At 49.9% G+C, this 26,562-nt stretch carries 22 protein-coding genes and 1 pseudogene; 14 read left to right on the top strand and 9 right to left on the bottom strand.

All coding sequences use genetic code 11. The annotated features are described in order from the left end of the window. Window positions 1-63 precede the first annotated feature (63 nt). Window positions 64-696, bottom strand: a complete 633-nt coding sequence (pdxH, locus tag IUJ45_RS10905) for a pyridoxamine 5'-phosphate oxidase (protein WP_002219133.1) — start codon at window positions 694-696, stop codon at window positions 64-66. 59 nt (window positions 697-755) lie between these two features. Here pdxH and IUJ45_RS10900 point away from each other — a divergent pair, with 59 nt between their 5' ends. Beyond that, window positions 756-908 (top strand): hypothetical protein, encoded by a 153-nt coding sequence (locus IUJ45_RS10900; RefSeq protein WP_164715313.1) that lies wholly within the window; start codon window positions 756-758, stop codon window positions 906-908. Between the two features lie 8 nt (window positions 909-916). Then, window positions 917-1,966, top strand: coding sequence for a pseudouridine synthase (locus IUJ45_RS10895; protein ID WP_002237082.1), 1,050 nt, complete (start codon window positions 917-919; stop codon window positions 1,964-1,966). A gap of 68 nt (window positions 1,967-2,034) precedes the next feature. On the opposite strand, the gene IUJ45_RS10890 is transcribed toward IUJ45_RS10895, so the two are convergent. Together IUJ45_RS10890 and xseA are read right to left on the bottom strand one after the other, a co-directional pair. Continuing rightward, complete coding sequence (locus tag IUJ45_RS10890; protein WP_002246979.1) at window positions 2,035-3,576, bottom strand: L-lactate MFS transporter; 1,542 nt, start codon at window positions 3,574-3,576, stop codon at window positions 2,035-2,037. 1,212 nt (window positions 3,577-4,788) lie between these two features. After that, on the bottom strand, window positions 4,789-6,144 hold the full coding sequence (gene xseA / locus IUJ45_RS10885; RefSeq protein WP_002229594.1) for an exodeoxyribonuclease VII large subunit: 1,356 nt from the start codon (window positions 6,142-6,144) through the stop codon (window positions 4,789-4,791). A gap of 196 nt (window positions 6,145-6,340) precedes the next feature. Between xseA and nadE the strand changes: the two genes are divergently transcribed. Continuing rightward, window positions 6,341-7,162: an NAD(+) synthase gene (gene nadE, locus IUJ45_RS10880; protein ID WP_002229591.1), complete on the top strand. Its 822-nt coding sequence runs from the start codon at window positions 6,341-6,343 to the stop codon at window positions 7,160-7,162. A gap of 69 nt (window positions 7,163-7,231) precedes the next feature. Here nadE and dnrN read toward each other — a convergent pair whose 3' ends face one another. Next, window positions 7,232-7,705, bottom strand: a complete 474-nt coding sequence (gene dnrN / locus IUJ45_RS10875) for an iron-sulfur cluster repair protein DnrN (RefSeq protein WP_002229581.1) — start codon at window positions 7,703-7,705, stop codon at window positions 7,232-7,234. 302 nt (window positions 7,706-8,007) lie between these two features. Here dnrN and trxA point away from each other — a divergent pair, with 302 nt between their 5' ends. Continuing rightward, window positions 8,008-8,340, top strand: coding sequence for a thioredoxin TrxA (gene trxA, locus IUJ45_RS10870; RefSeq protein WP_002245975.1), 333 nt, complete (start codon window positions 8,008-8,010; stop codon window positions 8,338-8,340). 52 nt (window positions 8,341-8,392) lie between these two features. On the opposite strand, the gene IUJ45_RS10865 is transcribed toward trxA, so the two are convergent. Continuing rightward, entirely contained in the window at window positions 8,393-9,340 is a 948-nt protein-coding gene (locus IUJ45_RS10865; RefSeq protein ID WP_002237085.1) for a class I SAM-dependent methyltransferase, read from the bottom strand. A gap of 327 nt (window positions 9,341-9,667) precedes the next feature. Between IUJ45_RS10865 and IUJ45_RS10860 the strand changes: the two genes are divergently transcribed. After that, a complete protein-coding gene (locus IUJ45_RS10860) occupies window positions 9,668-11,056 on the top strand; it encodes a DEAD/DEAH box helicase (protein WP_002237086.1) in 1,389 nt (462 codons plus the stop codon). A 644-nt stretch (window positions 11,057-11,700) separates the two neighbouring features. On the opposite strand, the gene IUJ45_RS10855 is transcribed toward IUJ45_RS10860, so the two are convergent. Then, entirely contained in the window at window positions 11,701-12,255 is a 555-nt protein-coding gene (locus IUJ45_RS10855) for a hypothetical protein (protein ID WP_002245974.1), read from the bottom strand. A gap of 84 nt (window positions 12,256-12,339) precedes the next feature. Next, window positions 12,340-12,840, bottom strand: coding sequence for a hypothetical protein (locus IUJ45_RS10850; protein WP_002235894.1), 501 nt, complete (start codon window positions 12,838-12,840; stop codon window positions 12,340-12,342). 403 nt (window positions 12,841-13,243) lie between these two features. Between IUJ45_RS10850 and IUJ45_RS10845 the strand changes: the two genes are divergently transcribed. Continuing rightward, complete coding sequence (locus IUJ45_RS10845; protein WP_002246941.1) at window positions 13,244-14,437, top strand: aspartate aminotransferase family protein; 1,194 nt, start codon at window positions 13,244-13,246, stop codon at window positions 14,435-14,437. Window positions 14,438-14,501: 64 nt separating this feature from the next. Here the strand turns inward: IUJ45_RS10845 and clpX are convergent, their stop codons facing one another. Next, the gene (gene clpX, locus IUJ45_RS10840; RefSeq protein ID WP_082308590.1) at window positions 14,502-15,746 is read right to left on the bottom strand and encodes an ATP-dependent Clp protease ATP-binding subunit ClpX; all 1,245 of its coding nucleotides are present in this window, start codon (window positions 15,744-15,746) and stop codon (window positions 14,502-14,504) included. Between the two features lie 190 nt (window positions 15,747-15,936). Between clpX and rbfA the strand changes: the two genes are divergently transcribed. From rbfA to IUJ45_RS10815, 5 genes and pseudogenes are all read left to right on the top strand, one after another. Next, window positions 15,937-16,308: a 30S ribosome-binding factor RbfA gene (gene rbfA / locus IUJ45_RS10835; protein ID WP_002219120.1), complete on the top strand. Its 372-nt coding sequence runs from the start codon at window positions 15,937-15,939 to the stop codon at window positions 16,306-16,308. A 10-nt stretch (window positions 16,309-16,318) separates the two neighbouring features. Continuing rightward, window positions 16,319-16,843 (top strand): hypothetical protein, encoded by a 525-nt coding sequence (locus IUJ45_RS10830; RefSeq protein WP_002237089.1) that lies wholly within the window; start codon window positions 16,319-16,321, stop codon window positions 16,841-16,843. A 57-nt stretch (window positions 16,844-16,900) separates the two neighbouring features. Then, the gene (gene truB, locus IUJ45_RS10825; protein ID WP_002237090.1) at window positions 16,901-17,821 is read left to right on the top strand and encodes a tRNA pseudouridine(55) synthase TruB; all 921 of its coding nucleotides are present in this window, start codon (window positions 16,901-16,903) and stop codon (window positions 17,819-17,821) included. A gap of 319 nt (window positions 17,822-18,140) precedes the next feature. After that, window positions 18,141-20,287: pseudogene (locus IUJ45_RS10820) on the top strand (DNA methyltransferase). Continuing rightward, window positions 20,277-23,057, top strand: coding sequence for a DEAD/DEAH box helicase family protein (locus IUJ45_RS10815; protein ID WP_002245970.1), 2,781 nt, complete (start codon window positions 20,277-20,279; stop codon window positions 23,055-23,057). The pseudogene IUJ45_RS10820 and the gene IUJ45_RS10815 overlap by 11 nt, the downstream one beginning before the upstream one ends. Before the next feature lie 143 nt (window positions 23,058-23,200). Here the strand turns inward: IUJ45_RS10815 and IUJ45_RS10810 are convergent, their stop codons facing one another. Beyond that, window positions 23,201-24,373, bottom strand: coding sequence for an alpha-hydroxy acid oxidase (locus IUJ45_RS10810; RefSeq protein ID WP_002213180.1), 1,173 nt, complete (start codon window positions 24,371-24,373; stop codon window positions 23,201-23,203). Window positions 24,374-24,662: 289 nt separating this feature from the next. On the opposite strand from IUJ45_RS10810, the gene iscR reads away from it, so the two are divergent. From iscR to IUJ45_RS11030, 3 genes are all read left to right on the top strand, one after another. Further along, on the top strand, window positions 24,663-25,109 hold the full coding sequence (gene iscR / locus IUJ45_RS10805) for a Fe-S cluster assembly transcriptional regulator IscR (protein ID WP_002213178.1): 447 nt from the start codon (window positions 24,663-24,665) through the stop codon (window positions 25,107-25,109). A gap of 28 nt (window positions 25,110-25,137) precedes the next feature. After that, complete coding sequence (locus IUJ45_RS10800; RefSeq protein WP_002237094.1) at window positions 25,138-26,352, top strand: IscS subfamily cysteine desulfurase; 1,215 nt, start codon at window positions 25,138-25,140, stop codon at window positions 26,350-26,352. A 66-nt stretch (window positions 26,353-26,418) separates the two neighbouring features. Continuing rightward, window positions 26,419-26,547 carry a hypothetical protein gene (locus IUJ45_RS11030; RefSeq protein WP_002216985.1) on the top strand — a complete coding sequence of 43 codons (129 nt, stop codon included), beginning with the start codon at window positions 26,419-26,421 and terminating at the stop codon, window positions 26,545-26,547. The last annotated feature ends 15 nt before the right edge of the window (window positions 26,548-26,562 follow it).

Genomic DNA, 26,562 nt, shown 5'->3' with positions numbered 1-26,562 from the left:
CCCGTGAAAAAATGCCGTCTGAAACCCGATTCCTGTTTTCAGACGGCATATGTTTTTTCCTGTTCAAGGCGACAGCCGCTCGCGTATCCAGCCGCCATCCAGCAAACGGTATTGGATGCGGTCGTGCAGCCTGCTCGGCCTGCCCTGCCAAAACTCAATCAAATCGGGAATCACAATATAGCCGCCCCAATGCGGCGGACGCGGCACGTGCAAAGGATGTTTGAGTCCGACCGCCGCCGCCTTTGCCACCAATACCGCCTTGTTCGGAATCACTTCGCTCTGCGCGCTTGCCCACGCACCCAAACGGCTCTGATACGGGCGGCTCTCAAAATATTCGTCCGACAATTTCTCCGCCAGCCTTTCAACACGCCCTTCCACGCGCACCTGACGCTCCAGCTCCGGCCAAAAAAACGTCATCGCCGCAAATGGATGAGCATCCAGCGAACGCCCCTTGCGGCTGTGATAATTCGTAAAGAAAACAAAACCTTCAGAATTAACTTCCTTCAGCAGCACCATACGGCTGTTGGGTCTGCCGCGTCCGTCGACCGCCGCCACATTAACCGCCGTCGGCTCGTTAACCTGTGCGCGTACCGCCTCGTCCAACCACCGCTCGAACTGCTCGATCGGATTGTCGGCGCAATCGCCTTCCGACAATTCCCGTTTGCTGTAATCTTCCCGAATATTGTGCAAATCCATTTACCGCTCCTCTTGTTATTTGAAAGATTCTACCCCCGCACGCAAACCGATTTCAACCGTTGCACAAACTTTGTCCCCAAAGCCGCAGCGACGATTTCATCCGCAAAACCGCCGCATCAGGTACAATATCGAACCGTCCGACTGAGGACGGCATTTTATCAACCCGTCCTGCCGCATACGCCGCAGAAGAACCGCTTTATCAAGCGAGTTAGGAAAAATGATGTCCAAACAGCCCACCAGCAAACGCCAATGGCGCGACGGCGCAGCCCCGTCTGCCAAGAAAACCGCCAAACCGTTCAAAAGCAAAGCCCGTCCCAAAGACGAAACGGACAAAACCGCATCCCAACCTTACGGACAAAAAGCTTCAGACGGCATCAAACCTCAAAACCTCCCCAAACAGCGCGCCGCCAAAGCCAAAAAACTCGTCGTCCGCAATCCCAACCAAAAAATTATGGAACACGCGCGCGATTTAAAAGAACGCCGCAGCGACCTATCGCGCATGGAACCCGAACGCCTGCAAAAAGTGCTTGCCGCGTCCGGCGTCGGCTCGCGCCGCGAAATGGAAGAATGGATCAACAACGGCTGGGTAACGGTCAACGGCAAAACCGCTCAACTGGGCGACAAAGTCACCCCCGACGACCACGTTACCGTCAAAGGCAGCATCATCAAACTCAAATGGGCCGACCGCCTGCCGCGCATCATCCTATATTACAAACAAGAAGGCGAAATCGTTTCCCGCGACGACCCGCAAGGCCGCGTCAGCATATTCGACCGCCTGCCGCAGGCCGCCAGCAGCCGCTGGGTCGCCATCGGACGCTTGGACATCAACACCAGCGGACTTCTGATTCTCACCACCTCCGGCGAACTCGTCCAACGTTTCGCCCACCCCAGCTTCGAAGTCGAACGCGAATACGCCGTGCGCGTACTGGGCGGGCTGACCGGCGAACAAATGCGCGTCCTCACCGAAGAAGGCGTGATGCTCGAAGACGGCTTGGCAAAAGTCGAACGCATCCGCGAACAAGGCGGCGAAGGCGCGAACAAATGGTACAACGTCGTGATTAAAGAAGGCCGCAACCGCGAAGTGCGCCGCATTTTTGAAAGCCAAGGACTCACCGTCAGCCGCCTCGTGCGCGTCGGCTTCGGCCCCATCGGACTGCCCAACCGCCTCAAACGCGGGCAGTTCTACGAACTCAACCCCGCCGAAGTCGCCAACATCCTCAAATGGGCGGAAATGCTGCTGCCGGGCGAATACCGCCGCAAAAAAGCCTAAACCCGCCAAAACACAAAAATGCCGTCTGAAACATCTGCTGTTTCAGACGGCATTTTGTTCGGGCGTTTTCAGGAGAAAAGGTCGAGTGCTTTGACAAAGATCATCACCACGCCGTAGGCGAGCGGTATGACGGCCAATGCCCAACGCCACCAGACCGATATGCCGCCGCCGGAAACTTTTTCGCCCACAAGGTAAGCGTCGGATATGGCGGTTTCGTCATCGGGGTTGCCGCTGTGTGCGGCGGTTTTGATGTCTTTTTCGTGGTGTTTTTCGTGTACGGATTTGACGGCGAGGTTGCACAACAAACCGATAATCAGCAGACCCGCCATGATGTACATGGTTACGCTGTATGCCTGTGCCGCCGGTATGCCGCTGTCGATTTGGCTTTGGCGTATGTAATTGACCAGTACCGGGCCGATGACGGCGGCGGTTGACCAGGCCAGCAGGATGCGTCCGTGAATCGCGCCGACCTGATAGGTGCCGAACAGGTCTTTCAGGTAGGCGGGAATGGCGGCAAATCCGCCGCCGTACATGGAAATAATCACGCAAAAGCCGATGATGAACAGGGCTTTGCTGCCGCCCTCGCCGATGGAGGGAACGGCGAAATACAGCAGCGAACCGAGTACGAAGAAGATGGTGTAGGTGTTTTTGCGTCCGATTTTGTCGGAAACGCTCGACCACAAAAAGCGTCCGCCCATGTTAAACAGGCTCAGGAGGCTGACGAAGCCTGCCGCCGCACCTGCGCCGACTGCCGCCTGCCTGCCTATGGAGGTTTCGGAAAAGAGTTCCTGAATCATCACGGATGCCTGACCCAATACGCCGATGCCGGCAGTTACGTTCAGGCACAATACCCAGAACAACAGCCAAAACTGCGGCGTTTTCATGGCTTGGGACACGTTGACATGATTGCTGCTGACCAGCTTGTTTTGCGTTTTCGGCGCGGTATAGCCTTCAGGTTTCCAGCCGTCGGCAGGTACGCGGATGGTAAACGCGCCGAACATCATCAGTGCGAGGTAAAGCAGACCCAATACGGCGAAGGTTTCGGCAACCCCAACCGAAGTAGCGTTTGAAAAGGTGTTCATCAGTGATACGGAAAGCGGCGAGGCCAGCATTGCGCCGCCACCGAAACCCATAATCGCCAAACCGGTCGCCATACCCGGCTTGTCGGGAAACCATTTCATCAGTGTGGAAACCGGCCCGATGTAGCCCAAACCCAAGCCTACGCCGCCGATGACGCCGTTGCCCAAATAGAGCAGGAAGAGGTTGTGCGTACGCACGCCGAATGCGGATACGAAGAAGCCCAGGCTGAAACAGCAGGCGGCGGCAAATATGGCTTTGCGCGGCCCTACCCGTTCCATCCACGTACCGAACAGGGCGGCCGACGCGCCCAGCATCGCGAGTGCGATACTGAAAATCCAACCTACGGTCGTCAGCTTCCAATCTCCGGCCGCCGATTCGGTTATGCCGATAAGTTTGGTCAGCGGCGCGTTGAATACGGAATAGGCGTAAATCTGCCCGATGGCAAGGTGTACCGCCAATGCTGCGGGCGGTACGAGCCAACGGTTGAAACCCGGCTTGGCAATGCTTGCCTCACGGTCTAAAAACTTCATAACATCCTCTTTCTGTCAGTTGAAAAATAAAATTTCATTTGCTCAATGGAAACTTATTGAAAATTATAAAAAAATATCGGGTCGGGTTTTTATCCGCCCCAAGATGCGCCGTCTGAAACATTTCGGGTGTACGGAAAGGTTTCTGTTTTTTCCGACAAATTCCTGCGGCTTTTCGCTTCCGGATTCCCGCTTTTGCGGGAATGACGAATTAAAGATTATCTTAAGGTCAAGGGACTGGATTCCCGCTTTTGCGGGAATGACGGCGGCGGGTTGCTGTTTTTTGTTTATAAATTTCTGTAACTTTGGATTTCAGCCATCTTCAATAAATTATCGAAACGTATCAATCGTCATTCCCGCGCAGGCGGGAATCCATCCAGTTCGTTCGATTTCGGTTTTTTAAGTTTCGAGTCACTTCTGACTCGTCATTCCCGCGTAGGCGGGAATCCGGTTTTTTGAGTTTCAGTCATTTCTAATACATTCCCACCACTTTTCGCTTCCGGATTCCCGCTTTTTCAGGAATGACGAATTAAAGATTATCTTAAGGTCAAGGGACTGGATTCCCGCTTTCGCGGGAATGACGGCGGCGGGTTGCTGTTTTTTGTTTATAAATTTCTGTAACTTTGGATTTCAGCCATCTTCAATAAATTATCGAAACGTATCAATCGTCATTCCCGCGCAGGCGGGAATCCATCCAATTCGTTCGATTTCGGTTTTTTAAGTTTCGAGTAACTTCTGACTCGTCATTCCCGCGTAGGCGGGAATCCGGTTTTTTGAGTTTCAGTCATTTCTAATACATTCCCACCACTTTTCGCTTCCGGATTCCCGCTTTCGCGGGAATGACGGTGGCATGTTGCTGTTTTTTGTTTATAAATTTCTGTAACTTTCAATTTCAGCCATCTTCAATAAATTATAGTGGATTAACAAAAACCAGTACGTCGTTGCCTCGCCTTAGCTCAAAGAGAACGATTCTCTAAGGTGCTGAAGCACCAAGTGAATCGATTCCGTACTATTTGTACTGTCTGCGGCTTCGTCGCCTTGTCCTGATTTTTGTTAATCCACTATATCGAAACGTATCAATCGTCATTCCCGCGCAGGCGGGAATACGGTTTTTTGAATTTCAGTCATTTCTGATAAACCCCGGCGGCTTTCCGCTTCCGGACTCCCGCTTTTGCGGGAATGACGGCGGAGGGGGAGCGGTTTTTCCGATTGGGTTTAAATGCAATCGAACAAATCCTGCTGCCCTTGTTCTTTGCTTACGCGCACGTCGGTTTCGCCGTCGGCGAAGGTAATGTGCAGCTTCTGCCCCTGCTTCAAAACATCGGCGTTGCGGATGACTTGTCCGCGTGTGTTTTTGACGACGGAAAAGCCGCGCTCCAGAATGTGCTGCGGCGAAACGGCTTCGAGCAATGCGGCTTGGGCGGTCAGGCTTTGGCGGCGGTGGGTAAGCAGTTGGCTGAAGGCGGCGGGCAATGCCGTCTGAAGGCGGACGATGTTGTTTTTGCAAACGGAAACATCAGGACGGTAATGTTGCAGGGCTTGGGTTTGGCGTTCAAAACGGGCGGTGTGGGCACGGAGGTTTTGCTTCATCGAGTAAGACAGCGTTTGCGCCAGCTTGCCGATTGAAGCGCGCTGCTCATCAAGTTTTTGGCGCGGATGACGGATTTGCCGCGCAAGCCAGTCGAGTTTTTGGCTGGCATCGAAATAGCGTTGTTCCAAAACGGTTTTCAGACGGCCTTGCGCCTGAGCGAGACGATGTAGCGATTCTTGGCGGTTGGGGCTGACCAGCTCCGCCGCACCGGTCGGCGTGGGCGCGCGCACGTCGGCGACAAAATCGGCAAGCGTAAAATCGGTTTCGTGTCCCACGCCACTGACGACGGGAACCGTGCAGGCTTCGATTGCGCGCACGACCGGTTCTTCGTTAAACGCCCACAAGTCTTCAATGCTGCCGCCGCCGCGACAGACAATCAACACGTCGCATTCGGCGCGTTGCGAGGCGGTTTTAATCGCTTGGGCAATTTGTAACTCGCTGCCTGCGCCTTGAACAGGTGTCGGATAAACGATAACGGGAATTTCGGGCGCGCGGCGTTTCAAGGTGGTAACGACATCGCGCAATGCCGCTGCTGCCAGGCTGGTGACGATGCCGATACATTGCGGACGGGTAGGCAACGGCTTTTTGCGTTCCGCCGCAAACGCGCCTTCCGCCTGCAACTGTGCCTTCAACCGCTCGTAGGCTTCGTAAAGCTGCCCCAAACCTTTGAGCCGCACCTCATTCACGGTAATTTGAAATTCGCCCCGCGCCTCGTAAATACTGATTTTTCCTGATACTTCGATATGGTCGCCTTCTTTCAAAGGCTTCGCCAAACGCGCCGCCGCACCTTTGAACATCGCGCAACGCACCTGCGCGCGGCTGTCTTTGAGCGAGAAATAATAATGTCCGCTGGCGGCACGGGTCAGGTTGGACACTTCGCCCGCAATCCACAGGCCGGCAAGGTGGTTTTCCAAAAGACTTTTGGCAAATGCGTTCAACTCGGAAACGGACAACACGTCAGAATGAAAAAAATCAGACATAGAATCAATCAAATAATAAAAAATATGAATATGTTTTGAAGCCTAAGGCGGTATTAGTCCGCCTAAATTGTCAACAATATTATAACACGCGCCATCTTGCCGCCCGCCTTTTCCCGTATGACTTTTTTAAGCGGGGAATGGGAAAAATATTCATCAACCCGCCCTCAATCTATTCAAATTACACCGCCGACAAGCTATGATGCGGATATTTTCGACAGGAGGAAAAATGGATACGCAGGCAGTTATCACACATATTGTCCGATGGTTGGACGAATACGCCGCCCGGGCAAATGCAAAAGGGTTTGTCGTGGGCGTTTCCGGCGGCATCGATTCCGCCGTCGTCTCCGCACTCGCCGCCCGCACCGGCCGCACCACGCTGCTTCTGGATATGCCGATACGCCAACACCCCGACCAGCTTGAGCGGGCAAGGCTGCACATCCGCAATCTGCAACGGCAATATGCCAATGTAAGCGCACAAACGGTCGATCTGACCGACACCTTCCAGACCTTTGAACAAACCGTCGGCGTTCATCAGACGGCATTTGACAATCAGCCGCTTTCCCTCGCCAACGCCAGAAGCCGCCTGCGTATGCTGACCCTGTACTACTACGGGCAGATACACGGACTACTGGTTACGGGGACAGGTAACAAAATTGAAGATTTCGGTGTAGGATTTTTTACCAAATACGGCGACGGCGGCGTGGACATCAGCCCGATTGCCGACCTGACCAAAACCCAGGTTTACCGGCTTGCCGAAGCATTGGGCGTGGACGAGGCGATTCAAAAAGCCCCGCCGACCGACGGCCTGTGGGATACGGAACGCACCGACGAAGAACAGATGGGCGCAAGCTATCCCGAACTGGAGTGGGCAATGGGCGTGTACGGCACGCGCAAACCCGAAGATTTTGAAGGGCGGCAGCGCGAAGTTCTGGAAATCTATACGCGGCTGCACCGCGCGATGCAGCACAAAATCAACCCGATTCCCGTGTGCCGCATTCCGCCCGAATTGTTGGGCTGAAACGTGGAAATGCCGTCTGAAGCGGAAAACCGTGTTTCAGACGGCATTGACATATCCGGCTCCTATCCCTTAAGAATCGAGTACGCGGGCAAACAAAATATCGTTTTCCAAATGAATGTGGTCGTTCAAATCCTCCACCATTTCTTTGGCCAAAGCGTAAAGCCGCGTCCAGCTTCCGCAGGCTCCTTCGGGCGCTTGGAAATTATCGGTCAGCTCTTTGAGCCTTGCGATGGCGCGGTCGTGTTCTTCATGTTCGTGCATCATCACGCTGATGGGCATCGCCGCACCCCGACCGACACCCTGATTAATCATCGGAAACAGCATCCTTTCCTCTTTCATCATATGCATCAGCAGTTCGTTCTGCATATAGGCAAGCAGCTCGGCAATTTCCGCCGGAAAGGTATCGGCATGAACTTGGGCCACTTTTTGCGCCAGCGGCACCAATTCTTCAAATTGTGCACGGTGTACATTGTGGTAGCGTTGCAGGATATGATCGACGGTTGCACCAAAGGGAGCAGTTTCCCAAACGGAAAAATCAGTCATGGCAGGGTTCCTTTTATTTATAGGGTTTCGGGTTTGGTTTTGAACATTCATACTTTAAGAATCTATTTAAACGGAGCATACACCGCCCGTGCGTTTCTGTACAGCTTCAAAAACATTCCTTACATTTTGATAATAAAAGTAATTTTCAAAAATAAAATACTGTCCGAACCGTTTTTTTAGAATTTGCAAAGGCGATTGGGGCGGTACAGAAAAACTATTATCCCGCCCGCCCACTTGAAATTTTTATGCCCAAGCCCTATCCTGCACGCTATCGTGCCAATCCCAACCGAAAAGGAAAAATAATGAGCAGCGAATTGATCGTACACACCGGCGATGCCGCCTTCGAGCAAGATGTTTTGAAATCCGACCTCCCCGTCCTGCTGGACTTTTGGGCTCCGTGGTGCGGCCCGTGCAAAATGATTGCCCCGATTTTGGACGACATTGCCGCCGAATTTGAAGGCCGTCTGAAAGTAGTCAAAATCAACATCGACGACAACGAAGCCACCCCGTCCCGTTTCGGCGTGCGCGGCATTCCGACCCTGATGGTGTTCAAAAACGGCGACGTCGTCGCCACCAAAGTCGGCGCATTGGCAAAAGGTCAGCTGACCGCCTTTGTCGAAGCCTCTATCGCCTGATAAAGCGCAATCGAAAAAGCCGCCGGAAGATTCCGGCGGCTTTTTCGCACCCTTAAGATTTGTGGCGGATTTCCCAGCACCGATGGATTTTTTTGTTGCGGAAATCTTCGGGAACGGATTGTTTGGAAATGTCTTTGACGGCGTATTGTTCCGATACCAAGTCGTCTAAGACGAAGCTGCGCAGGTTGTTGGAAAAGTACAAAATGCCGTCTGAAGCGAGCAGCTTCACCGCGCCGTCAATCAGCTTTTTGTGATCGCGCTGAATGTCGAGGATGTCGGACATTTTCTTGCTGTTGGAAAAACTGGGCGGATCCATCACAATGAGGTCGAACTGCCTGCCTTCCCCATATGCCGTCTGAAGATATTGGAACACGTCGGCGCGGACGATTTTGTGCCGTTCCGTATCGATGCCGTTCAATTCAAAATTGCGTCTCGCCCAATCGAGATAAGTGTTGGACAAATCGACAGTTTCGCTGGATGCCGCGCCGCCGGTGGCGGCATAGACAGTGAAGCTGCCGGTGTAGGAAAACAGGTTTAAAAAACGTTTGCCCGCCGCCGTTTCGCCGACTTTTTTGCGCGTGTTTCGATGATCCAAAAAAAGCCCCGTATCCAAATACTTATCAAGGTTGACCCAAAACTTGCGGCCGTTTTCGGTGATGACGAAATCGTCGCCCGCCTTGCCGGTTTTTTCGTATTGCTGCAAACCTTTTTGGCGTTCGCGGCGTTTGAGGCGGATTTGTTCGGGCGCAAAACCGGTAACGAAGGCGACGGCTTCCAAGACTTCGGCAAGCCACGCTTCGTATTCTTCGGACCGCATCAGCCAGCCGGTATCGTATTCCTGAAGGTGGATTTGGTCGCCGTAAACATCGACAGCAAAGGGGAATTGGGGGATGTCGCGGTCGTAAATGCGCCAGGCTTCGATGCCGTTGCGTTTCGCCCATTTCATAAGGTGTTTGATGTTTTTGCCCAAGCGGTTGGCAAACGGTGTGATGTCGGTCATTGGTTTCAGGCGGAATAAAGTGGAAAACGGCAATTTTACTGTAATTAACGCCCGATTGCTTGACCGTTTCGGGCAAACCCTATACCATCCGTCGCTTATCTTGTCATACGAAGCCATCGCCTTCCAACCTAAACCGCCCTTACGGGCGCGTTTCTTCTGTTGCTTTGATTTTGCAAAGCGTATCTGTGCAGGTTGCCGTCGATGTAAACCACAAGCAAGCCGCTTGCGACAACCCTGTAACTTCACATTCCCCGTATCGTTACCCTCCCCTGCTTCAGGCCGTCTGAACCTTTCGGACGCGAGCGTTGTTGTCTTCCAAGGATAGCCATGTCTATTAAATTTGCCGATTTGAACCTTGATAAAAACATTTTGTCCGCCGTCAGCAGCGAGGGTTACGAAAGCCCGACGCCGATTCAGGCGCAAGCCATTCCGTTTGCTTTGGAAGGCCGCGACATCATGGCTTCGGCGCAAACCGGCTCCGGCAAAACCGCCGCCTTTCTGTTACCGACTTTGCAGCGACTGACCAAACGCAGCGAAAAACCGGGCAAAGGCCCGCGCGCGTTGGTGTTGACGCCGACCCGCGAATTGGCGGCTCAAGTCGAGAAAAACGCGCTGGCGTATGCCAAAAATATGCGTTGGTTCCGTACCGTCAGCATCGTCGGTGGTGCATCGTTCGGCTACCAAACCCGCGCCCTGAGCAAACCGGTCGATCTGATTGTCGCCACGCCGGGCCGTCTGATGGACTTGATGCAAAGCGGCAAAGTCGATTTCGCCCGCTTGGAAGTGCTGATTTTGGACGAAGCCGACCGTATGTTGGATATGGGCTTTATCGACGACATCGAAACCATCGTCGAAGCCACGCCGGAAGACCGTCAGACTTTGTTGTTCTCCGCCACTTGGGACGGCGCGGTCGGCAAACTGGCGCGCAAACTGACCAAAGACCCTGAAATCATCGAAGTCGAACGCGTGGACGACCAAGGCAAAATCGAAGAACAACTGCTGTACTGCGACGATATGCGCCACAAAAACCGCCTGCTCGATCATATCTTGCGCGATGCCGACATCGATCAATGCGTGATTTTCACGTCCACCAAAGCCATGACCGAAGTCATCGCGGATGAATTGTACGAAAAAGGTTTCGCCGCCAACTGCCTGCACGGCGATATGCCGCAAGGCTGGCGCAACCGCACGCTGATGGATTTGCGCAAAGGCCGCTGCAAAATTTTGGTTGCCACCGACGTTGCCGCACGCGGTATCGACGTACCGACCATTACCCACGTTATCAACTACGACCTGCCGAAACAGGCGGAAGACTACGTCCACCGCATCGGGCGCACCGGCCGCGCAGGCCGCACGGGTATTGCGATTACGTTTGCCGAAGTGAACGAATACGTCAAAGTCCACAAAATCGAAAAATACATTAACCGAAAACTGCCCGAACTGACCATCGAAGGCATGGAACCGACCCGCAAACGCAAATCCGCAGGCGGCAAGCCGAAAGGCAAAGGCGGCTGGGGCGATCGTAAATCCGGCGGTTGGCGCGGCGATCATAAACCGAGCAAAGAAGGCTTCGGCGGCAAAACGCGCGGCGAAGGTTTCAAGAAAGAAGGCTTTAAGAGAGACGGTTTCAAAAAAACCGGCGAAGGCTTCAAAGGCAAACGCAAAGCCGGCGATTCTTTTGCAGGCAAAGGCGAACGCCGTTACAAAGACCGCTAAGCCCCAACCTGCCGCATAAACCAATGCCGTCTGAAACCGATTTCGAGTTTCAGACGGCATTTTTGCAATGTTTCAGCACCGCCCGGCTTTGATACCCAAAGGATTAATCTGCAATATAGTGGATTAACAAAAACCAGTACGGCGTTGCCTCGCCTTAGCTCAAAGAGAACGATTCTCTAAGGTGCTGAAGCACCAAGTGAATCGGTTCCGTACTATTTGTACTGTCTGCGGCTTCGTCGCCTTGTCCTGATTTTTGTTAATCCACTATAAAAACCCTTTTCCGCTTTGGCAACGATTGAAAATTTCTGTAAATTCAAATATCTAAATTCCTTCCTGCGTGGGAATGACGCAGAAGGGTTTCAGATGCAGGGTGGGCATTCCTGTTCACCAAAAAATCCCGCCCTTGCAACGGTGGGCAAGAATGCTCACCCCACGACCTGACGGTTCGATATGATGCCGTCTGAAAACCCAACGGCGGCATGACAATGCCGCCCTGCCAACGCACGTAAATCAGAATTGCCATCCCGACATCAAACTCTTGGAAACAAAATGCCGTCTAAAAATCAAACGGCAACATAACAATGTCCCTAACAAATACAAAAATGCCGTCTGAAAGCCCTTCAGACGGCATTGGCACGCCGGATTTACCGCCTTCTGCCGAAACCGCGCATGGCGGGGCGGCGGTAATTGGCGGGCGGGCGCGTTGTCGGGCGGTAACGCTGCGCCTGCGCCGCCTGTTGTTTTGCACGGAGGCTGCGCGTGTTCAAATCCCTGCTGGTGCGCGCATTGGGATGTGCGGACTGATGGTAGGCGGCACGCGCGCGCCGGGCGACGGGACTGTCTTGGTTGCCTGCCCGTGTGAATTTGTTTGCCAGCGCGTTGCCGATAAACGCGCCTGCCGCCGCGCCGACCAGGCTTTGCAGCAGCCAGCTTCCTGTCGATTGGTCGTAAATATACTGCTGCCCGTCTTTACCGGTAACGGGTTGCCCGTTGTTGCCGTTTGCCTGTGCTTCGGCAGGAATGGTGTCTTTGACTGCTTCGGGAGTCAGTTGGTAAACCGTATCGTCTGCCTGCTGTGCGAGCTGCTGTTGCAGGGCTTCAATCTGTTTCTGCTGCTGTTCGAGCCGCGCCTGCGCGTCGTCTTGGCAGGCGGCGAGTGCGAATGTTGCGATAAGCGCGGAGGCGATGATTTTTTTCATGTGTGTCCTGTTTGGGTGGAAAATCGGTTTTATTGTATCGCCGTCGGGAATTTTGGCAAGCATTCTGCCGGCAAATCGTGATGTTTACAGGGGCAGGGTGTGCAGTTTGCGGACAAATGCGAGGCTGTTGGCGACTGGGTTGCCTTTGTTTTCGACTTCGTGTTCGGTTTCTACGGTCAGCAGGCGGCGGTTTTTGTGTTTGTTCAGGCTCAATTCGGCTTGCGCGGGTGTGAAAAACAGGCGGTGTTTTTCGGCAAAACGGCGGGCGCGGCTGTTGGCGGTTTTCAAAATCTGAAGCAGCGATACGTCCAGATGGAAGCGGCGCACGCCCAAAACCAAAATCCGTGCGGCAAAAAAATCGGCGGCATCGGTAAACTCGGCGGGGCTGCTGCGGCTGAAATCGTGCCGTTCGGCGGCTATCAGGGCGGCAACGGTGCGGATTTGCGGAATCATCGATTCGCTGATGAGTGTGTCGTCCCGCCCTGCATCGAGAAGCATGGGGGAAAAATCCCGTGCATCATCGACAATAATGCTACAAGTGTGCAGGGTTTCGTTTTGTGCGGCGGTTTGGGGCATTGCATTCATGGTCATTTTCCTGATTCTGTCGTGTGTTGCCGAATCGGGCGACCTGTGTGAAGGTAACAAAAAAGCCGCCCCGTTTTCGAGCGGCCTGTTTTGCGTATGGGATGGATTTCAAGCAAGCGCAAAAAAGTACCGCACGTCTGTGTGGTACCAATAGCAATAAGCGGTTGTAAATTTTTTGCCTTGCATGATGAAATGCCGTCTGAAGATAAAAATATTGGGGAGATTCTAAATCAAAACGCTGCCGCGCCTCAAGCATTTTATCGAATTTTTTTTGATTTTCCATCTATCCGATTGAAAATATTTCGGTTTATTTTTACCGCTGCCCGATATTGTCGGCAATTTCCCTTTATCTGCTTTGAAAAACGGTGCATAATCCCGAGCAAAACCGCAATCAGGAGCAATTATGCAAAACTATCTGACCCCCAATTTCGCCTTTGCACCGATGATTCCCGAACGCGCTTCAGGCAGCCGCGTTTGGGATACGGAAGGGCGTGAATATATTGATTTTTCAGGCGGCATCGCCGTCAATGCGCTGGGACACTGCCACCCTGCCCTTGTCGATGCTTTAAACGCGCAGATGCACAAGCTGTGGCACATTTCCAATATCTATACGACGCGGCCGGCGCAGGAATTGGCGCAAAAATTGGTTGCAAACAGTTTTGCCGACAAGGTTTTTTTCTGCAACTCGGGCTCGGAAGCGAATGAGGCGGCGTTGAAGCTGGCGAGGAAATACGCCCGCGACCGTTTCGGCGGAGGAAAAAGCGAAATCGTCGCCTGTATCAACAGTTTTCACGGACGCACGCTGTTTACCGTGTCCGTCGGCGGTCAGCCGAAATACAGCAAGGATTATGCACCCCTGCCGCAAGGCATTACGCACGTTCCGTTCAACGATATTGCCGCGCTGGAAGCTGCCGTCGGCGAACAGACCTGCGCGGTCATCATCGAGCCGATACAGGGCGAAAGCGGCATCCTGCCCGCCACTGCGGAATATTTGCAAACCGCGCGCCGTCTGTGCGACCGGCACAATGCGTTGTTGATTTTGGACGAAGTTCAAACCGGGATGGGGCATACGGGCAGGCTGTTTGCCTATGAACATTACGGCGTTGTTCCCGATATTTTGAGTTCGGCAAAAGCCTTGGGCTGCGGCTTTCCGATCGGCGCGATGCTGGCGACAGAAACGATTGCCGCCGCCTTCCAACCGGGCACGCATGGCTCGACTTTCGGCGGCAACCCGATGGCGTGCGCGGTCGGCAGCCGCGCCTTCGACATCATCAACGCGCCGGAAACCTTGCACAACGTCCGCAGCCAGGGGCAGAAACTTCAGACGGCATTGCTGGATTTGGGCAGGAAAACAGGCTTGTTCTCACAGGTTCGCGGGATGGGACTGCTGCTCGGCTGCGTGTTGGACGCGCCTTATCGCGGACGCGCATCCGAAATAACCGCCGCCGCCTTGAAACACGGCGTGATGATTTTGGTTGCGGGTGCGGACGTATTGCGTTTCGCGCCTTCGCTGCTGTTGAACGATGAGGATACGGCGGAAGGTTTGCGGCGTTTGGAACACGTGCTGACGGAATTTGCCGCCGCAAACCGCCCCTAGGCATCAAAAACAAAAAACCGCTTCGGAAACGTGGTTCAACGTTCCGAAGCGGTTTTGTTTGCCATCAGGACTCGAACACCAATTCCGGTTCCCTGCCCTCTTCGATGACTGCCTTACCGACCACCACTTTTTTCAAGCCTTGCAAATCAGGCAGGCGGTACATCGTATCGAGCAGGCAGCGTTCGACGATGGACCTCAGGCCGCGCGCGCCGGTTTTGCGCTCCATTGCCTGACGCGCGATGGAACGCAATGCGCCTTCTTCAAATTCCAACTCGACATTTTCCATACCGAACAAGGCTTGATACTGCTTGACCAAAGCATTTTTCGGCTCGGTCAAAATATTAATCAGCGCGTCCTCATCCAGTTCTTCTAGTGTTGCAATCACGGGCAAACGTCCGATTAATTCCGGAATCAGACCGAATTTAATCAAGTCTTCCGGTTCGACGATGCCGAACAGCTTGGTAATGTCGGCATTTTCGTCCTTGCTGTGAACGGACGCACCGAAACCGATACCGCCTTTTTCAGTACGCTGGCGGATGACTTTTTCCAAGCCTGCAAACGCGCCGCCGCAGATAAACAGGATGTTGGTGGTATCGACGTTGATAAATTCCTGATTCGGATGCTTGCGGCCGCCTTGGGGCGGAACGCTGGCCACTGTACCTTCAATCAGTTTCAACAAGGCTTGTTGCACACCTTCGCCAGATACGTCGCGGGTAATCGACGGGTTGTCGCTTTTGCGTGAAATTTTATCGATTTCGTCGATATAGACAATGCCGCGCTGGGCTTTTTCGACATCGAAATCACATTTGCCCAAGAGTTTGGTGATGATTTGCTCGACATCTTCGCCGACATAACCTGCTTCGGTCAGCGTGGTTGCATCTGCCATCACGAACGGCACATCCAGTTTGCGCGCCAAAGATTGCGCCAGCAGGGTTTTACCCGATCCGGTCGGGCCGATAAGCAGGATGTTGGATTTCGACAATTCGACATTAGCTCCGGCTTTCGGGTGGCGCAGGCGTTTGTAATGGTTGTACACCGACACCGCCAAGGCTTTCTTGGCTTGTTCCTGACCGATAACGTGGTCGTTGAGGTTGGCGACGATTTCGGCGGGCGTGGGCAGCTTGCCGGGCTCTTCCGATGTCTGTCCGGCACTTTCCGAAGGCGTGCCGTCATTTCCGTCTTCATGCAATATTTCAATACAGTTTGAGACGCATTCGTCACAGATAAAGGCGTTTTCGCCCTCAATTAAATGTTTGACGTGTGATTTGGATTTTCCGCAAAAGGAACAGGTACGGTTTTCGTTGGACATGGCTTTCTTTACAATGTATGCGTTACAGAAAACGGCACGTGCCGTTCGGGTTGCCAAGTATAATAACTATATCCGTTCTTATCAATGTATTACCTTAAAATCCCGCCGATTAGGCTATAATACGCCCTTTCGCAACCGCCCCGGCGGCAAAAATGCCGTCTGAAACCAAATCTGAAATCTGAGGATATTCATGAGAAAACCCCAACGCGGCTACGCCCGCCAAGACCGTGTCAAAGAACAAATCATGCGCGAGCTTGCCGAACTCGTCCGTACCGGACTGAAAGACCCCCGCGCCGGCTTCATCACCGTCAACGAGGTCGAAGTTACCCGCGATTACAGCCACGCCACCGTGTTCTACACCGTTTTAAACCAAGATGCGCGCGAAATTACGGAAGAAGTGCTGGAACACGCACGCGGACACCTCCGCAGCGAATTGGCCAAACGCATCAAGCTGTTCAAAATCCCCGAGCTGCATTTCAAATACGACGAATCGTTGGAACGCGGTTTGAACCTGTCCGCCCTTATCGATCAAGTGGCGGCGGAAAAACCGGTTGAAGACTGATACTGCTAAAATGAACAATCTGATTCCCGAACATTTAGCCGCCTATGCACATAGTGACAGCCTGCAAATTGAAGGCGTGCATCGTTGCTTTTCATTATCCTGCCAAGGTAGAGATACTTTCCACATCCGTTACTATGGAGAGCCTTTTGATGGATTGATGACCGATACTGATAAGGCTCCGGTAAAAATTGTGGCAGTAGAAGCTGTAAGCGGCGATGAAATCGTATTGTTTGATGGCGCGGAACATGGCTATAACGCTATGTTTTGCGACAAATATAGTCCAAATCAAAAGCAAAACAGAACGTTAACTGATTTGGATGAGTATACTTACCGAGTTCTGATCCATCTTTATTACAATATAGACTATGAAGATGAATATGAAGATTTCGTCAATTCTGAAGGACAAGTCCCCTTAATTGATGGTCGAATCATTAGTTTTGACTCATTAAAACGAAATGGCTTTGATGCAATCAGCGTTGATCTAATTGATGAAAAACACTCTGTTCGTGAATTATTGAATGAAGAATTAAGCTGACACGCAGGCCGTCCGAACCCTTTCAGACGGTCTGAACATTAATATTCCCTAATTAATATGACCAATAAACCCGCCAAACGCCCGGTCAACGGCGTTCTTCTTCTCGACAAACCCGAAGGCCTTTCCAGCAACACCGCCCTGCAAAAAACGAGGCACTTGTTCCGCGCCGAAAAAGCCGGACATACCGGCGTGCTCGATCCTTTGGCAACCGGGCTTTTGCCCGTCTGCTTCGGCGAAGCGACCAAGTTCGCCCAATATCTGATTAATGCCGACAAAGCCTACACCGCCACACTGAAACTCGGCGAAGCCAGCAGCACGGGCGATGCCGAAGGCGAAATCGTTGCCACCGCCCGCGCCGATATTTCCTTAGCCGAATTTCAGACGGCCTGCCAAGCACTGACAGGCAACATCCGCCAAGTGCCGCCGATGTTTTCCGCGCTCAAGCACGAAGGTAAACCGCTGTACGAATACGCCCGCAAAGGCATCGTCATCGAACGCAAGGCGCGCGACATTACCGTTTACGCCATCGATATTGCCGAATTTGACGCGCCCAAAGCCGTCATCGACGTACGTTGCAGCAAAGGCACCTATATCCGCACCCTCAGCGAAGACATCGCCAAACACATCGGCACGTTCGCCCACCTGACCGCCCTGCGCCGCACCGAAACCGCCGGCTTTACCATCGCCCAAAGCCACACGCTCGAAGCCTTGGCAAACTTGGACGAAACAGAACGCGACAGCCTGCTGCTGCCCTGCGACGTATTGGTTGCCCATTTTCCCCAAACCGTTTTAAACGATTATGCCGTCCATATGCTCCGCTGCGGGCAGCGGCCGCGTTTCGAGGAAGACCTACCTTCCGATACGCCGGTACGCGTTTACACGGAAAACGGCCGCTTTGTCGGTCTAGCGGAATATCAAAAGGAAATATGCCGTCTGAAAGCCTTGCGCCTGATGAACACGGCGGCATCCGCCGCCTGAACGACGGTTAAAAATACGGGCTGTGTTTGAATAATGTGTTGATATAGTGGATTAACAAAAACCAGTACAGCGTTGCCTCGCCTTGCCGTACTATTTGTACTGTCTGCGGCTTCGTCGCCTTGTCCTGATTTTTGTTAATCCACTATATTTCCGCAAAATCACGACACACTCGGACACCCGCCCCGCTTATCGCAACTTTGCGAACGCCCCCGGAAACAGCAAAGACATCAAATAATTGATTTTATTAGAATCTATTTGCAAAGCCATTTGCCGTTACACAAGAATGGCACATTAAAATAACTGATGAGGATTTATAACGATGAAGACAGACATTCAAACCGAATTAACCCAAGCCCTACTACCACACGAAAAAGTATGGGCGAACGAAGAAAAAACCATTTTAGCCAAAAACATCCTGTTGGATTTGGTGGAAAAAACCGACCCGACCATTATCGGTTTGTTATTGAGTAATGATGAGTTAAAACGCCATTTCTTTGTGGAAGTGAATGGTGTGCTGGTGTTTAAATTGCAGGATTTCCGTTTTTTCTTGGACAAACACAGCGTCAATAATTCCTACACAAAATACGCCAACCGCATTGGTTTGACGGACAGCAACCGCTTTTTGAAAGACAGCAGTGATATTGTGTTGGATTTTCCGTTTAAAGATTGTGTGTTAAATGGCGGACAAAGCACCGAGGAAGGCGAAGAAATTTATTTTAAACGCAATAACAGCCAGCCAGCCAATTATACACCAAATTAACCCGAAAAAGACAAGAAATCTTTTTTAATCAAACGCTTGCTTTTGATGAAATTGACCGACTTTTTGACGCAAAAGCATTCTCAAAATTCTCTCGCTATACCGCAGACGGCAAACAAGCGGTTGGCGAAATCAAACGCCATTCAGACGGCACACCGGCCGAAAATCTTATTATCAAAGGCAATAATCTGATTGCCCTGCATTCGCTTGCCAAGCAGTTTAAAGGCAAAGTGAAGCTGATTTATATTGATCCGCCTTATTATTTTGTTAAAAAGAAACAACAAGATAGTTTTGGTTATAACACTAACTTTAAATTATCTACTTGGCTTACATTTATGAAAAATCGTTTATCAATTGCCAAAGAATTATTAACTGATGATGGGATTATTGTTATTTCCATTGATGATGACGGAAATGCTTATTTAAAGATTTTGTTAGATGAAATTTTTGGATTTGAAAATTTTATCGGAAATTTACCCACTATTATGAATTTAAAAGGTAATAATGATGAATATGCTTTTGCAGGCACTCACGAATACACACTAGTCTTTGCTAAAAATAAAGATAAATCTACTTTTTATGAATTTCCAATAGATGAAGATAATTTTTTAGAGAAATGGGAAGAAGATGAAATTGGGTTTTATAAAAAAGGAGCTCCAATGCGAGCAACAGGAACCGAAGATAAAAGAGAAGATAGACCTGAAATGTTCTATCCTTTTTTGGTAAAAAATAACACAGTTAGTACAATTACAGATGAAGAATTTTCTCAAATCTATAATAAAGATTTAGAAGTATTCAATGATGATTTTATTCAAAAACTAAAAGAGAAATACGAAAATCTTGGATACAATTTTATTTTACCTATTGCTAATAAACAATGGGGGCGTTGGCGTTGGGGGTATTCAATAAAGAATAAGGCAAGGCTGCAGACGGATATTATTGTTAGCCAATCTAAAAATGGAATTTCCTTGTATAAAAAACAAAGACCTGAATTAGATGATTTACCTACAAAAAAACCTAAAACTATTTTTTATAAACCTGAATACAGTAGTGGTAATGGAACTGAACAGATGAAAAATCTTTTTGGTGAAAAGGCATTTAAAAATCCTAAACCAGAAGAACTTATCCAAGATTTTATTACCATCACAACCAACGAAAACGACATCGTCCTAGACTACCATTTAGGCAGTGGCACAACCGCCGCCGTTGCCCACAAAATGAACCGCCAATATATCGGTATTGAACAAATGGATTATATTGAAACGCTTGCCGTTGAACGCTTGAAAAAAGTGATTGATGGCGAGCAAGGCGGTATTTCCAAAGCCGTGAATTGGCAAGGTGGTGGCGAGTTTGTTTATGCCGAACTTGCCCCATTTAACGAAACCGCAAAACAACAAATTTTGGCTTGCGAAGATTCAGACGGCATCAAAACGCTGTTTGAAGGTTTATGCGAACGCTATTTCTTGAAATACAACGTCAGCGTAAATGAATTTAGTCAAATCATTCAAGAGCCTGAATTTCAATCCTTGGCATTAGACGAACAAAAACAAATGGTGCTTGAAATGTTGGATTTAAATCAAATGTATGTTTCATTATCCGAAATGGATGATGAGCAATTTGCAGGTTGCTTAAATGATGACGATAAAGCGTTAAGCCGTGAATTCTATCAATCAGCAAAAAATCAAGCGGAGAAAAAAGATGGCGAATAATAAAACGTTATTTGATTGGGTGGAAGACCGCAAATCAACGCTGGAAGAAATAGAACAGACAGATTTTTTCGCGCTGCCTGAATTTGTAGAACGCAATTTAAAATATCCGTTTTTTGAATGGCAAAAATCGGCTTTAGAAAACTTTGTGATTTTTGACCGCGCTTCAAAATTAAAGGATTTCCCTGACATCAAAAACCGCCCTACCCATTTGCTGTTCAATATGGCAACAGGTGCTGGCAAAACGATGATGATGGCGGCGTTGATTTTGTATTATTTTGAAAAAGGTTATCGGCATTTTTTGTTTTTCGTCAATCAAAATAATATCGTGGATAAAACGGAAAATAATTTTATTGACCCGGCGCACGCAAAATTTTTATTTACCGAGAAGATTTTGCAAGGTGATACGGTAATTCCTATTCGCAAAGTGGAAATGTTCAGCCCACATTCAGACGGCATTGAAATTAAATTTACCAGCATTCAAAAACTGTATAACGATATCCACACCGAGCGAGAAAACCAAACCACATTGGCAGATTTGCACAAATTGAACCTTGTGATGCTGGGCGATGAAGCACACCATTTAAACGCACAAACCAAAGGCAAAAAACAAGACGAGTTGGATTTGGAAGTGGAATTAAAAGCCAATGCAGGCAATGCCGAAATTGAACGCAAAGGCTGGGAGCATATGGTTTTGGAATTGTTGCTCAATAAAAATGGCAATCCCGGCCAAAATGTGCTGTTGGAATTTACCGCCACGCTGCCTGAAAATGCTGACGTGCAACAAAAATATGCGGACAAAATCATCACAAAATTTGGCTTAAAAGAGTTTTTGCAAAAAGGTTATACCAAAGAAATCAATTTGGTATCCAGTACGCTGAATAAGAAAGAGCGGGTGTTGCACGCTTTATTATTTGCTTGGTATCGCCATCAAATCGCGTTGAAATACGGCATTGCCAATTTCAAGCCTGTGATGTTGTTTAGAAGTAAGACGATTGATGAATCAAAAGCGGATTATTCGGCATTTTTAAATTGGGCAGAAAATGTACAAGCGGATGATTTTGAGTTTTTAGATACGTTTTCAGGCAGCCTGAATAATAGCGACAACGCCAACGAACAAGGCAAAACCCGAACCGAACAAGCCCTAAAATTTATGCAGGACAATAAATTTGGGTTTGCACATTTGGCAAATTGGGTGAAACAAAATTATCAAAAACATAATGTGATTATTACCAACTCCGAAACCAACAAAAACAAAACTGAAAAAACCGACAGCGAAACCGAAAAATTGCTAAACAATTTGGAAGCGGCTGATAATCCAATCCGTGCCATTTTTACGGTAGATAGATTAACCGAAGGTTGGGACGTTCTGAATTTGTTTGATATTGTGCGTTTGTATGAAGGGCAAAATGGCGGTGGTTCAAATAAAAAATCAGGCAAAACGGCTGCCGCTACCGTATCGGAAAAGCAGTTGATTGGTCGTGGCGTGCGTTATTTTCCATTTGCGTTTGAAGGTAAACAGCCGAATAAACGCAAATTTGACAACGACATGCAACACGAATTGCGTATCTTGGAAGAATTGTTTTATTACACGCACGATGAGCAATCCCGCTATATTTCAGAACTGAAAAATGAGTTGCGAAAAGACGGTTATTTGCCTGAAAAAGACGATGATAAGGTGTTGGCAACATTTAAACTCAAATCTGAATTTGCCGATAATAAGGATTTTAGAGAGTTGTTAATTTGGGCGAATAAAAAAATCCCCAACCCAAACGCCAAAAGCAATAATGCAGACAGCCTGCAAGCCAATCCGCAAACGCTTTCATTCCAAGTTCACGGTAATCAACTGTTGCAGGAAACGCAATTTACAGCCGATGAAAATGATGAAACAGCCCGACAAATCGGCACACAAAATAATTTTACTCAAACCATAAAAATGAGTGAAATGGAGCGGCACATTTTCAATAAAGCATTACATATCAAAGGGAAAAATAGTCAATCTTTATTCCATTTCAACCGTTTGCAAAGCAAGCTCGACATTCAAAATCGCAATGAATTGCAAAATAACTTGTTGAAAGACTGGCAAATTGAATTTTTAGGATTAGGGCAAGACAAACAGGTTCGCTTGGACGATAAACTTGCAGGCTGCCTGAAAATCTTGGAAATGGTTGAAAAACATCTGAATGAAAGTGATATGCCGTTTATCGGTACAAAAGAATTTACACCTAAAAAATTATGGGAAATTTTCGGCACGCCAAAACAAAAATGGGTCAAAAAAGATGATGTAAAAACGACTATTGCCACGCAAAATGATTGGTATGTGATGAATAATTTTGCCGGAACGGGTTTGGAAGAAGCGTTAATTCAATTTATTTCAGCGCGTTTGGGCGATTTGAAATCTAAATATGACGTTCATTTAATCCGTAATGAAGAAGTGTTTAAATTGAATAACTTTGCCGATGGTGAAGGATTTATGCCGGACTTTATTTTATTGCTGAAAGATAAACAAAAATCTTCTTCCAATGGCGTGAAGGACTTTTTGCATTACCAAATTTTCATTGAGCCCAAAGGTGAGCATTTAGTGGAAACTGATGGATGGAAAGAAGAATTTTTAGAAGCCATCACTGTGGAATATGGGATGGATAAGATCCTGCAAAAAGATACACCGCATTATCGTTTGATCGGTTTACCGTTTTTTACTGATCATCAGAAAAATGGACAATTTACGGAGTCATTCCCTTTAGGTGCGGCATCGCTTGAAAAAATGAAGTAGTGCATTGCAGGCAACCCCGTTTGACAAAACTTCCTTTACAAAAGGGCGTTTTGTCAGATATTTAATCAACACATTATTAAAATACAGCCAAATTTTAATGCCGTCCGAACCCTGTGTTCAGACGGCATCGTATTTTTCAGTATCTAAACCGTTTCCCTGCCCCAATCTTTGCCTCTCAAAATCGAAGCATCGACATCTTGAATATCGCGGTGTCCCGTAAACGCCATAGATATATCCATTTCTTTATACAGGATTTCCAGCGCACGGGTTACGCCTTCTTCACCATACGCACCCAAACCATACAGAAACGCCCGACCTATCATTGTACCTTTCGCACCCAAAGCCCACGCCTTCAAAATATCCTGACCGCTGCGGATGCCGCTGTCCATCCAAACTTCGATGTCGCTGCCGACTGCACTAACGATGTCGGGCAAGGCTTTGATGGCGGACACGGTATCGTCGAGCTGGCGGCCGCCGTGGTTGGAAACGACCAATGCGTCCGCACCGCTTTTCGCTGCTTTTTCCGCATCTTCAGGTTCCATAATGCCTTTGATAATCAGCTTGCCACCCCACAAATCTTTAATGCGTGCAACGTCGTCCCAGCTCAGGCGCGGGTCGAATTGTTCGGAAGTCCATGAAGACAGCGAGGACAAATCGCCGACGTTTTTGGCGTGTCCAACGATATTGCGGAACGTGCGGCGTTCCGTGTTCAGCATTTTCATACACCATTCGGGCTTGGTCGCCAGATTGATTAAATTGGCGATGGTCGGTTTCGGCGGCGCGGACAGGCCGTTTTTGATGTCTTTGTGGCGTTGCCCCAAAACCTGCAAATCAGCGGTCAATACCAATGCCGAACATTTGGCATCCTTCGCGCGCTTAATCAGGTTTTCCATAAACTCGCGGTCGCGCATCACATAAAGCTGAAACCAAAATGGTGCGGAAGTGTTCTCGGCAACGTCTTCAATCGAGCAGATAGACATCGTGGACAGCGTAAACGGAATGCCGAACTTCTCCGCCGCCCGCGCCGCCAAAATTTCACCGTCGGCGTGTGCCATACCCGTGAAACCCGTCGGCGCAATCGCCACCGGCATTTTCACATCCTGCCCGATCATTTTGGTCTCCAGGCTTCGGCCTTCCATATTGACCAATACCTTTTGTCGGAAGCGGATGTCTTTGAAATCCGAAGTGTTTTCACGGTAGGTAGTTTCTGTCCACGAACCCGAATCGATGTAATCGTAAAACATACGCGGCATTTTGCGCTTGGCAACGCGGCGCAAGTCTTCGATGCAGGTCATTTTGCTCAAATCACGTTTCATTTGTCGCCCCCTGAATACCTGAATAACTTTATATGAAATAGATAATGTATATCAATATTGATTATAAGGCAAATCATTTCAACATTTACTGCACCCGCCGCCGCTCCCACTTCAAGCGGCATAAGGTTTAGAATTCAAAAATAATATATTAAAATCAAAATATTAAAAATCAATCAATCTGCCGATTTAAACAGCCAATCGCGCAATCCGCCCCCATACTTGACTGAAACACTCAGATATTGGACAATTCCGCCCACTATAAAAAAAGCCGACACGGGCAACCACCACCATGAGACTGACCACCAAAGGGCGTTTTGCCGTTACCGCTATGCTGGATTTGGCGATGAACGCGCAAACCGGCGCCGTCAAACTCAGTGCCATCAGCGAACGCCAAAACATATCCCTCTCCTATCTCGAGCAATTGTTCGGCAAACTCCGCCGCGCCGGACTTGTTGAAAGCCTGCGCGGGCCCGGCGGCGGCTACATCCTCGCCGCACCGGCGGCACGCATCAACATCGCCCAAATCATCGCCGCCGCCGAAGACCGGCTGGACGCAACCCAATGCGGCAGCAAAGCCAACTGCCACCACGGCGCGCCCTGCCTGACGCACGACCTTTGGGAGAATTTAAACAAAACCATCAACGACTACCTCGGCAGCGTTACCCTGCAAAGCATCATCGAACAGAAAAACAACGGCGACGGCAGCCGCGTCGTCCAATTTACACACATCCATTAAATAACACCCGAAAAAGAAAGAGCAAACCATGACCGTCAAAACCCCCGTTTACCTCGACTACGCCGCCACCACCACCGTTGACAAACGCGTTGCCGAAAAAATGATTCCCTATCTGACCGAAACCTTCGGCAACCCCGCCTCCAACAGCCACGCATTCGGCTGGGAAGCAGAAGAGGCCGTCGAAAAAGCCCGCGCCGACATCGCTGCCCTGATTAATGCCGACCCCAAAGAAATCGTCTTCACCAGCGGCGCGACCGAGTCCGACAACCTCGCCATCAAAGGCGCGGCAAACTTCTACAAAACCAAAGGCAAACACCTCATTACCGTCAAAACCGAACATAAAGCCGTTTTAGATACAATGCGCGAACTCGAACGCCAAGGTTTTGAAGTAACCTACCTCGGCGTTCAAGAAAACGGTTTGATTGATTTGGAAGAACTCAAAGCCGCCATCCGCGACGACACCATCCTCGTTTCCGTAATGTGGGCAAACAACGAAATCGGCGTGGTGCAAGACATTCCCGCCATCGGCGAAATCTGCCGCGAACGCAAAATCGTCTTCCACGTCGATGCCGCACAAGCCTGCGGCAAAGTGCCTGTCGATGTCGAAGCCGCCAAAATCGACCTGCTCTCGATGTCCGCGCACAAAGTGTACGGCCCCAAAGGCATCGGCGCGCTGTACGTCCGCCGCAAACCCCGCGTCCGCCTCGAAGCCCAAATGCACGGCGGCGGCCACGAACGCGGCTTCCGCAGCGGCACATTGCCGACCCACCAAATCGTCGGTATGGGCGAAGCCTTCCGCATCGCCAAAGAAGAACTCGAACAAGATATGGCGCACTACCGCAAACTGCGCGATATTTTCCTCAAAGGTATCGAAGGCATCGAAGAAGTCTATATCAACGGCGACCTCGAACATCGCGTCCCGAACAACCTAAACGTCAGCTTCAACTTCGTCGAAGGCGAAAGCCTGATTATGGCAGTGAAAGAACTCGCCGTATCCAGCGGCTCCGCCTGCACCTCCGCCTCGCTCGAACCCAGCTACGTCCTGCGCGCATTGGGCAGAAATGACGAATTGGCGCACTCGTCCCTGCGCATCACCTTCGGTCGCATGACCACTGAAGAAGAAGTGCAATTTGCCGCCGAACTGATTAAATCCAAAATCGGCAAACTGCGCGAACTGTCGCCGTTGTGGGAAATGTTCAAAGACGGGATTGATTTGAACTCGATTGAATGGGCGGCGCATTAAAGCGTACCAACATGCCATCCGAACCTTCAGACGGCATTCCAAAAACAAAGCAATCAAGAGAAAAATATGAACGAACAAGATTTAGATTTGGACAACCTCGACAACCTGCTTGACGATTTCGACGGCGTTACCGTGGAAGGCGGCGTCGATTCGGAAAACGACGACGGCTGTGAAGGCGGAGCGTGCAAAATCTAACTCAGGCCGTCTGAA

The organism is Neisseria meningitidis (assembly GCF_022869645.1).
GTDB classification, from domain to species: Bacteria; Pseudomonadota; Gammaproteobacteria; order Burkholderiales; family Neisseriaceae; genus Neisseria; species Neisseria meningitidis.
Note: the sequence above shows the minus strand (reverse complement) of the source record. Positions and strands in the feature narration are given on the sequence as shown.

What these genes read in the sequence shown, in the direction of transcription:
- pdxH (WP_002219133.1), bottom strand. Translation starts at nt 696, where the DNA reads ATGGATTTGCACAATATTCGGGAAGATTACAGCAAACGGGAATTGTCG.
- IUJ45_RS10895 (WP_002237082.1), top strand. Translation starts at nt 917, where the DNA reads ATGTCCAAACAGCCCACCAGCAAACGCCAATGGCGCGACGGCGCAGCC.
- IUJ45_RS10890 (WP_002246979.1), bottom strand. Translation starts at nt 3,576, where the DNA reads ATGAAGTTTTTAGACCGTGAGGCAAGCATTGCCAAGCCGGGTTTCAAC.
- xseA (WP_002229594.1), bottom strand. Translation starts at nt 6,144, where the DNA reads ATGTCTGATTTTTTTCATTCTGACGTGTTGTCCGTTTCCGAGTTGAAC.
- nadE (WP_002229591.1), top strand. Translation starts at nt 6,341, where the DNA reads ATGATGCGGATATTTTCGACAGGAGGAAAAATGGATACGCAGGCAGTT.
- dnrN (WP_002229581.1), bottom strand. Translation starts at nt 7,705, where the DNA reads ATGACTGATTTTTCCGTTTGGGAAACTGCTCCCTTTGGTGCAACCGTC.
- trxA (WP_002245975.1), top strand. Translation starts at nt 8,008, where the DNA reads ATGAGCAGCGAATTGATCGTACACACCGGCGATGCCGCCTTCGAGCAA.
- IUJ45_RS10865 (WP_002237085.1), bottom strand. Translation starts at nt 9,340, where the DNA reads ATGACCGACATCACACCGTTTGCCAACCGCTTGGGCAAAAACATCAAA.
- IUJ45_RS10860 (WP_002237086.1), top strand. Translation starts at nt 9,668, where the DNA reads ATGTCTATTAAATTTGCCGATTTGAACCTTGATAAAAACATTTTGTCC.
- IUJ45_RS10855 (WP_002245974.1), bottom strand. Translation starts at nt 12,255, where the DNA reads ATGAAAAAAATCATCGCCTCCGCGCTTATCGCAACATTCGCACTCGCC.
- IUJ45_RS10850 (WP_002235894.1), bottom strand. Translation starts at nt 12,840, where the DNA reads ATGAATGCAATGCCCCAAACCGCCGCACAAAACGAAACCCTGCACACT.
- IUJ45_RS10845 (WP_002246941.1), top strand. Translation starts at nt 13,244, where the DNA reads ATGCAAAACTATCTGACCCCCAATTTCGCCTTTGCACCGATGATTCCC.
- clpX (WP_082308590.1), bottom strand. Translation starts at nt 15,746, where the DNA reads ATGTCCAACGAAAACCGTACCTGTTCCTTTTGCGGAAAATCCAAATCA.
- rbfA (WP_002219120.1), top strand. Translation starts at nt 15,937, where the DNA reads ATGAGAAAACCCCAACGCGGCTACGCCCGCCAAGACCGTGTCAAAGAA.
- IUJ45_RS10830 (WP_002237089.1), top strand. Translation starts at nt 16,319, where the DNA reads ATGAACAATCTGATTCCCGAACATTTAGCCGCCTATGCACATAGTGAC.
- truB (WP_002237090.1), top strand. Translation starts at nt 16,901, where the DNA reads ATGACCAATAAACCCGCCAAACGCCCGGTCAACGGCGTTCTTCTTCTC.
- IUJ45_RS10815 (WP_002245970.1), top strand. Translation starts at nt 20,277, where the DNA reads ATGGCGAATAATAAAACGTTATTTGATTGGGTGGAAGACCGCAAATCA.
- IUJ45_RS10810 (WP_002213180.1), bottom strand. Translation starts at nt 24,373, where the DNA reads ATGAAACGTGATTTGAGCAAAATGACCTGCATCGAAGACTTGCGCCGC.
- iscR (WP_002213178.1), top strand. Translation starts at nt 24,663, where the DNA reads ATGAGACTGACCACCAAAGGGCGTTTTGCCGTTACCGCTATGCTGGAT.
- IUJ45_RS10800 (WP_002237094.1), top strand. Translation starts at nt 25,138, where the DNA reads ATGACCGTCAAAACCCCCGTTTACCTCGACTACGCCGCCACCACCACC.
- IUJ45_RS11030 (WP_002216985.1), top strand. Translation starts at nt 26,419, where the DNA reads ATGAACGAACAAGATTTAGATTTGGACAACCTCGACAACCTGCTTGAC.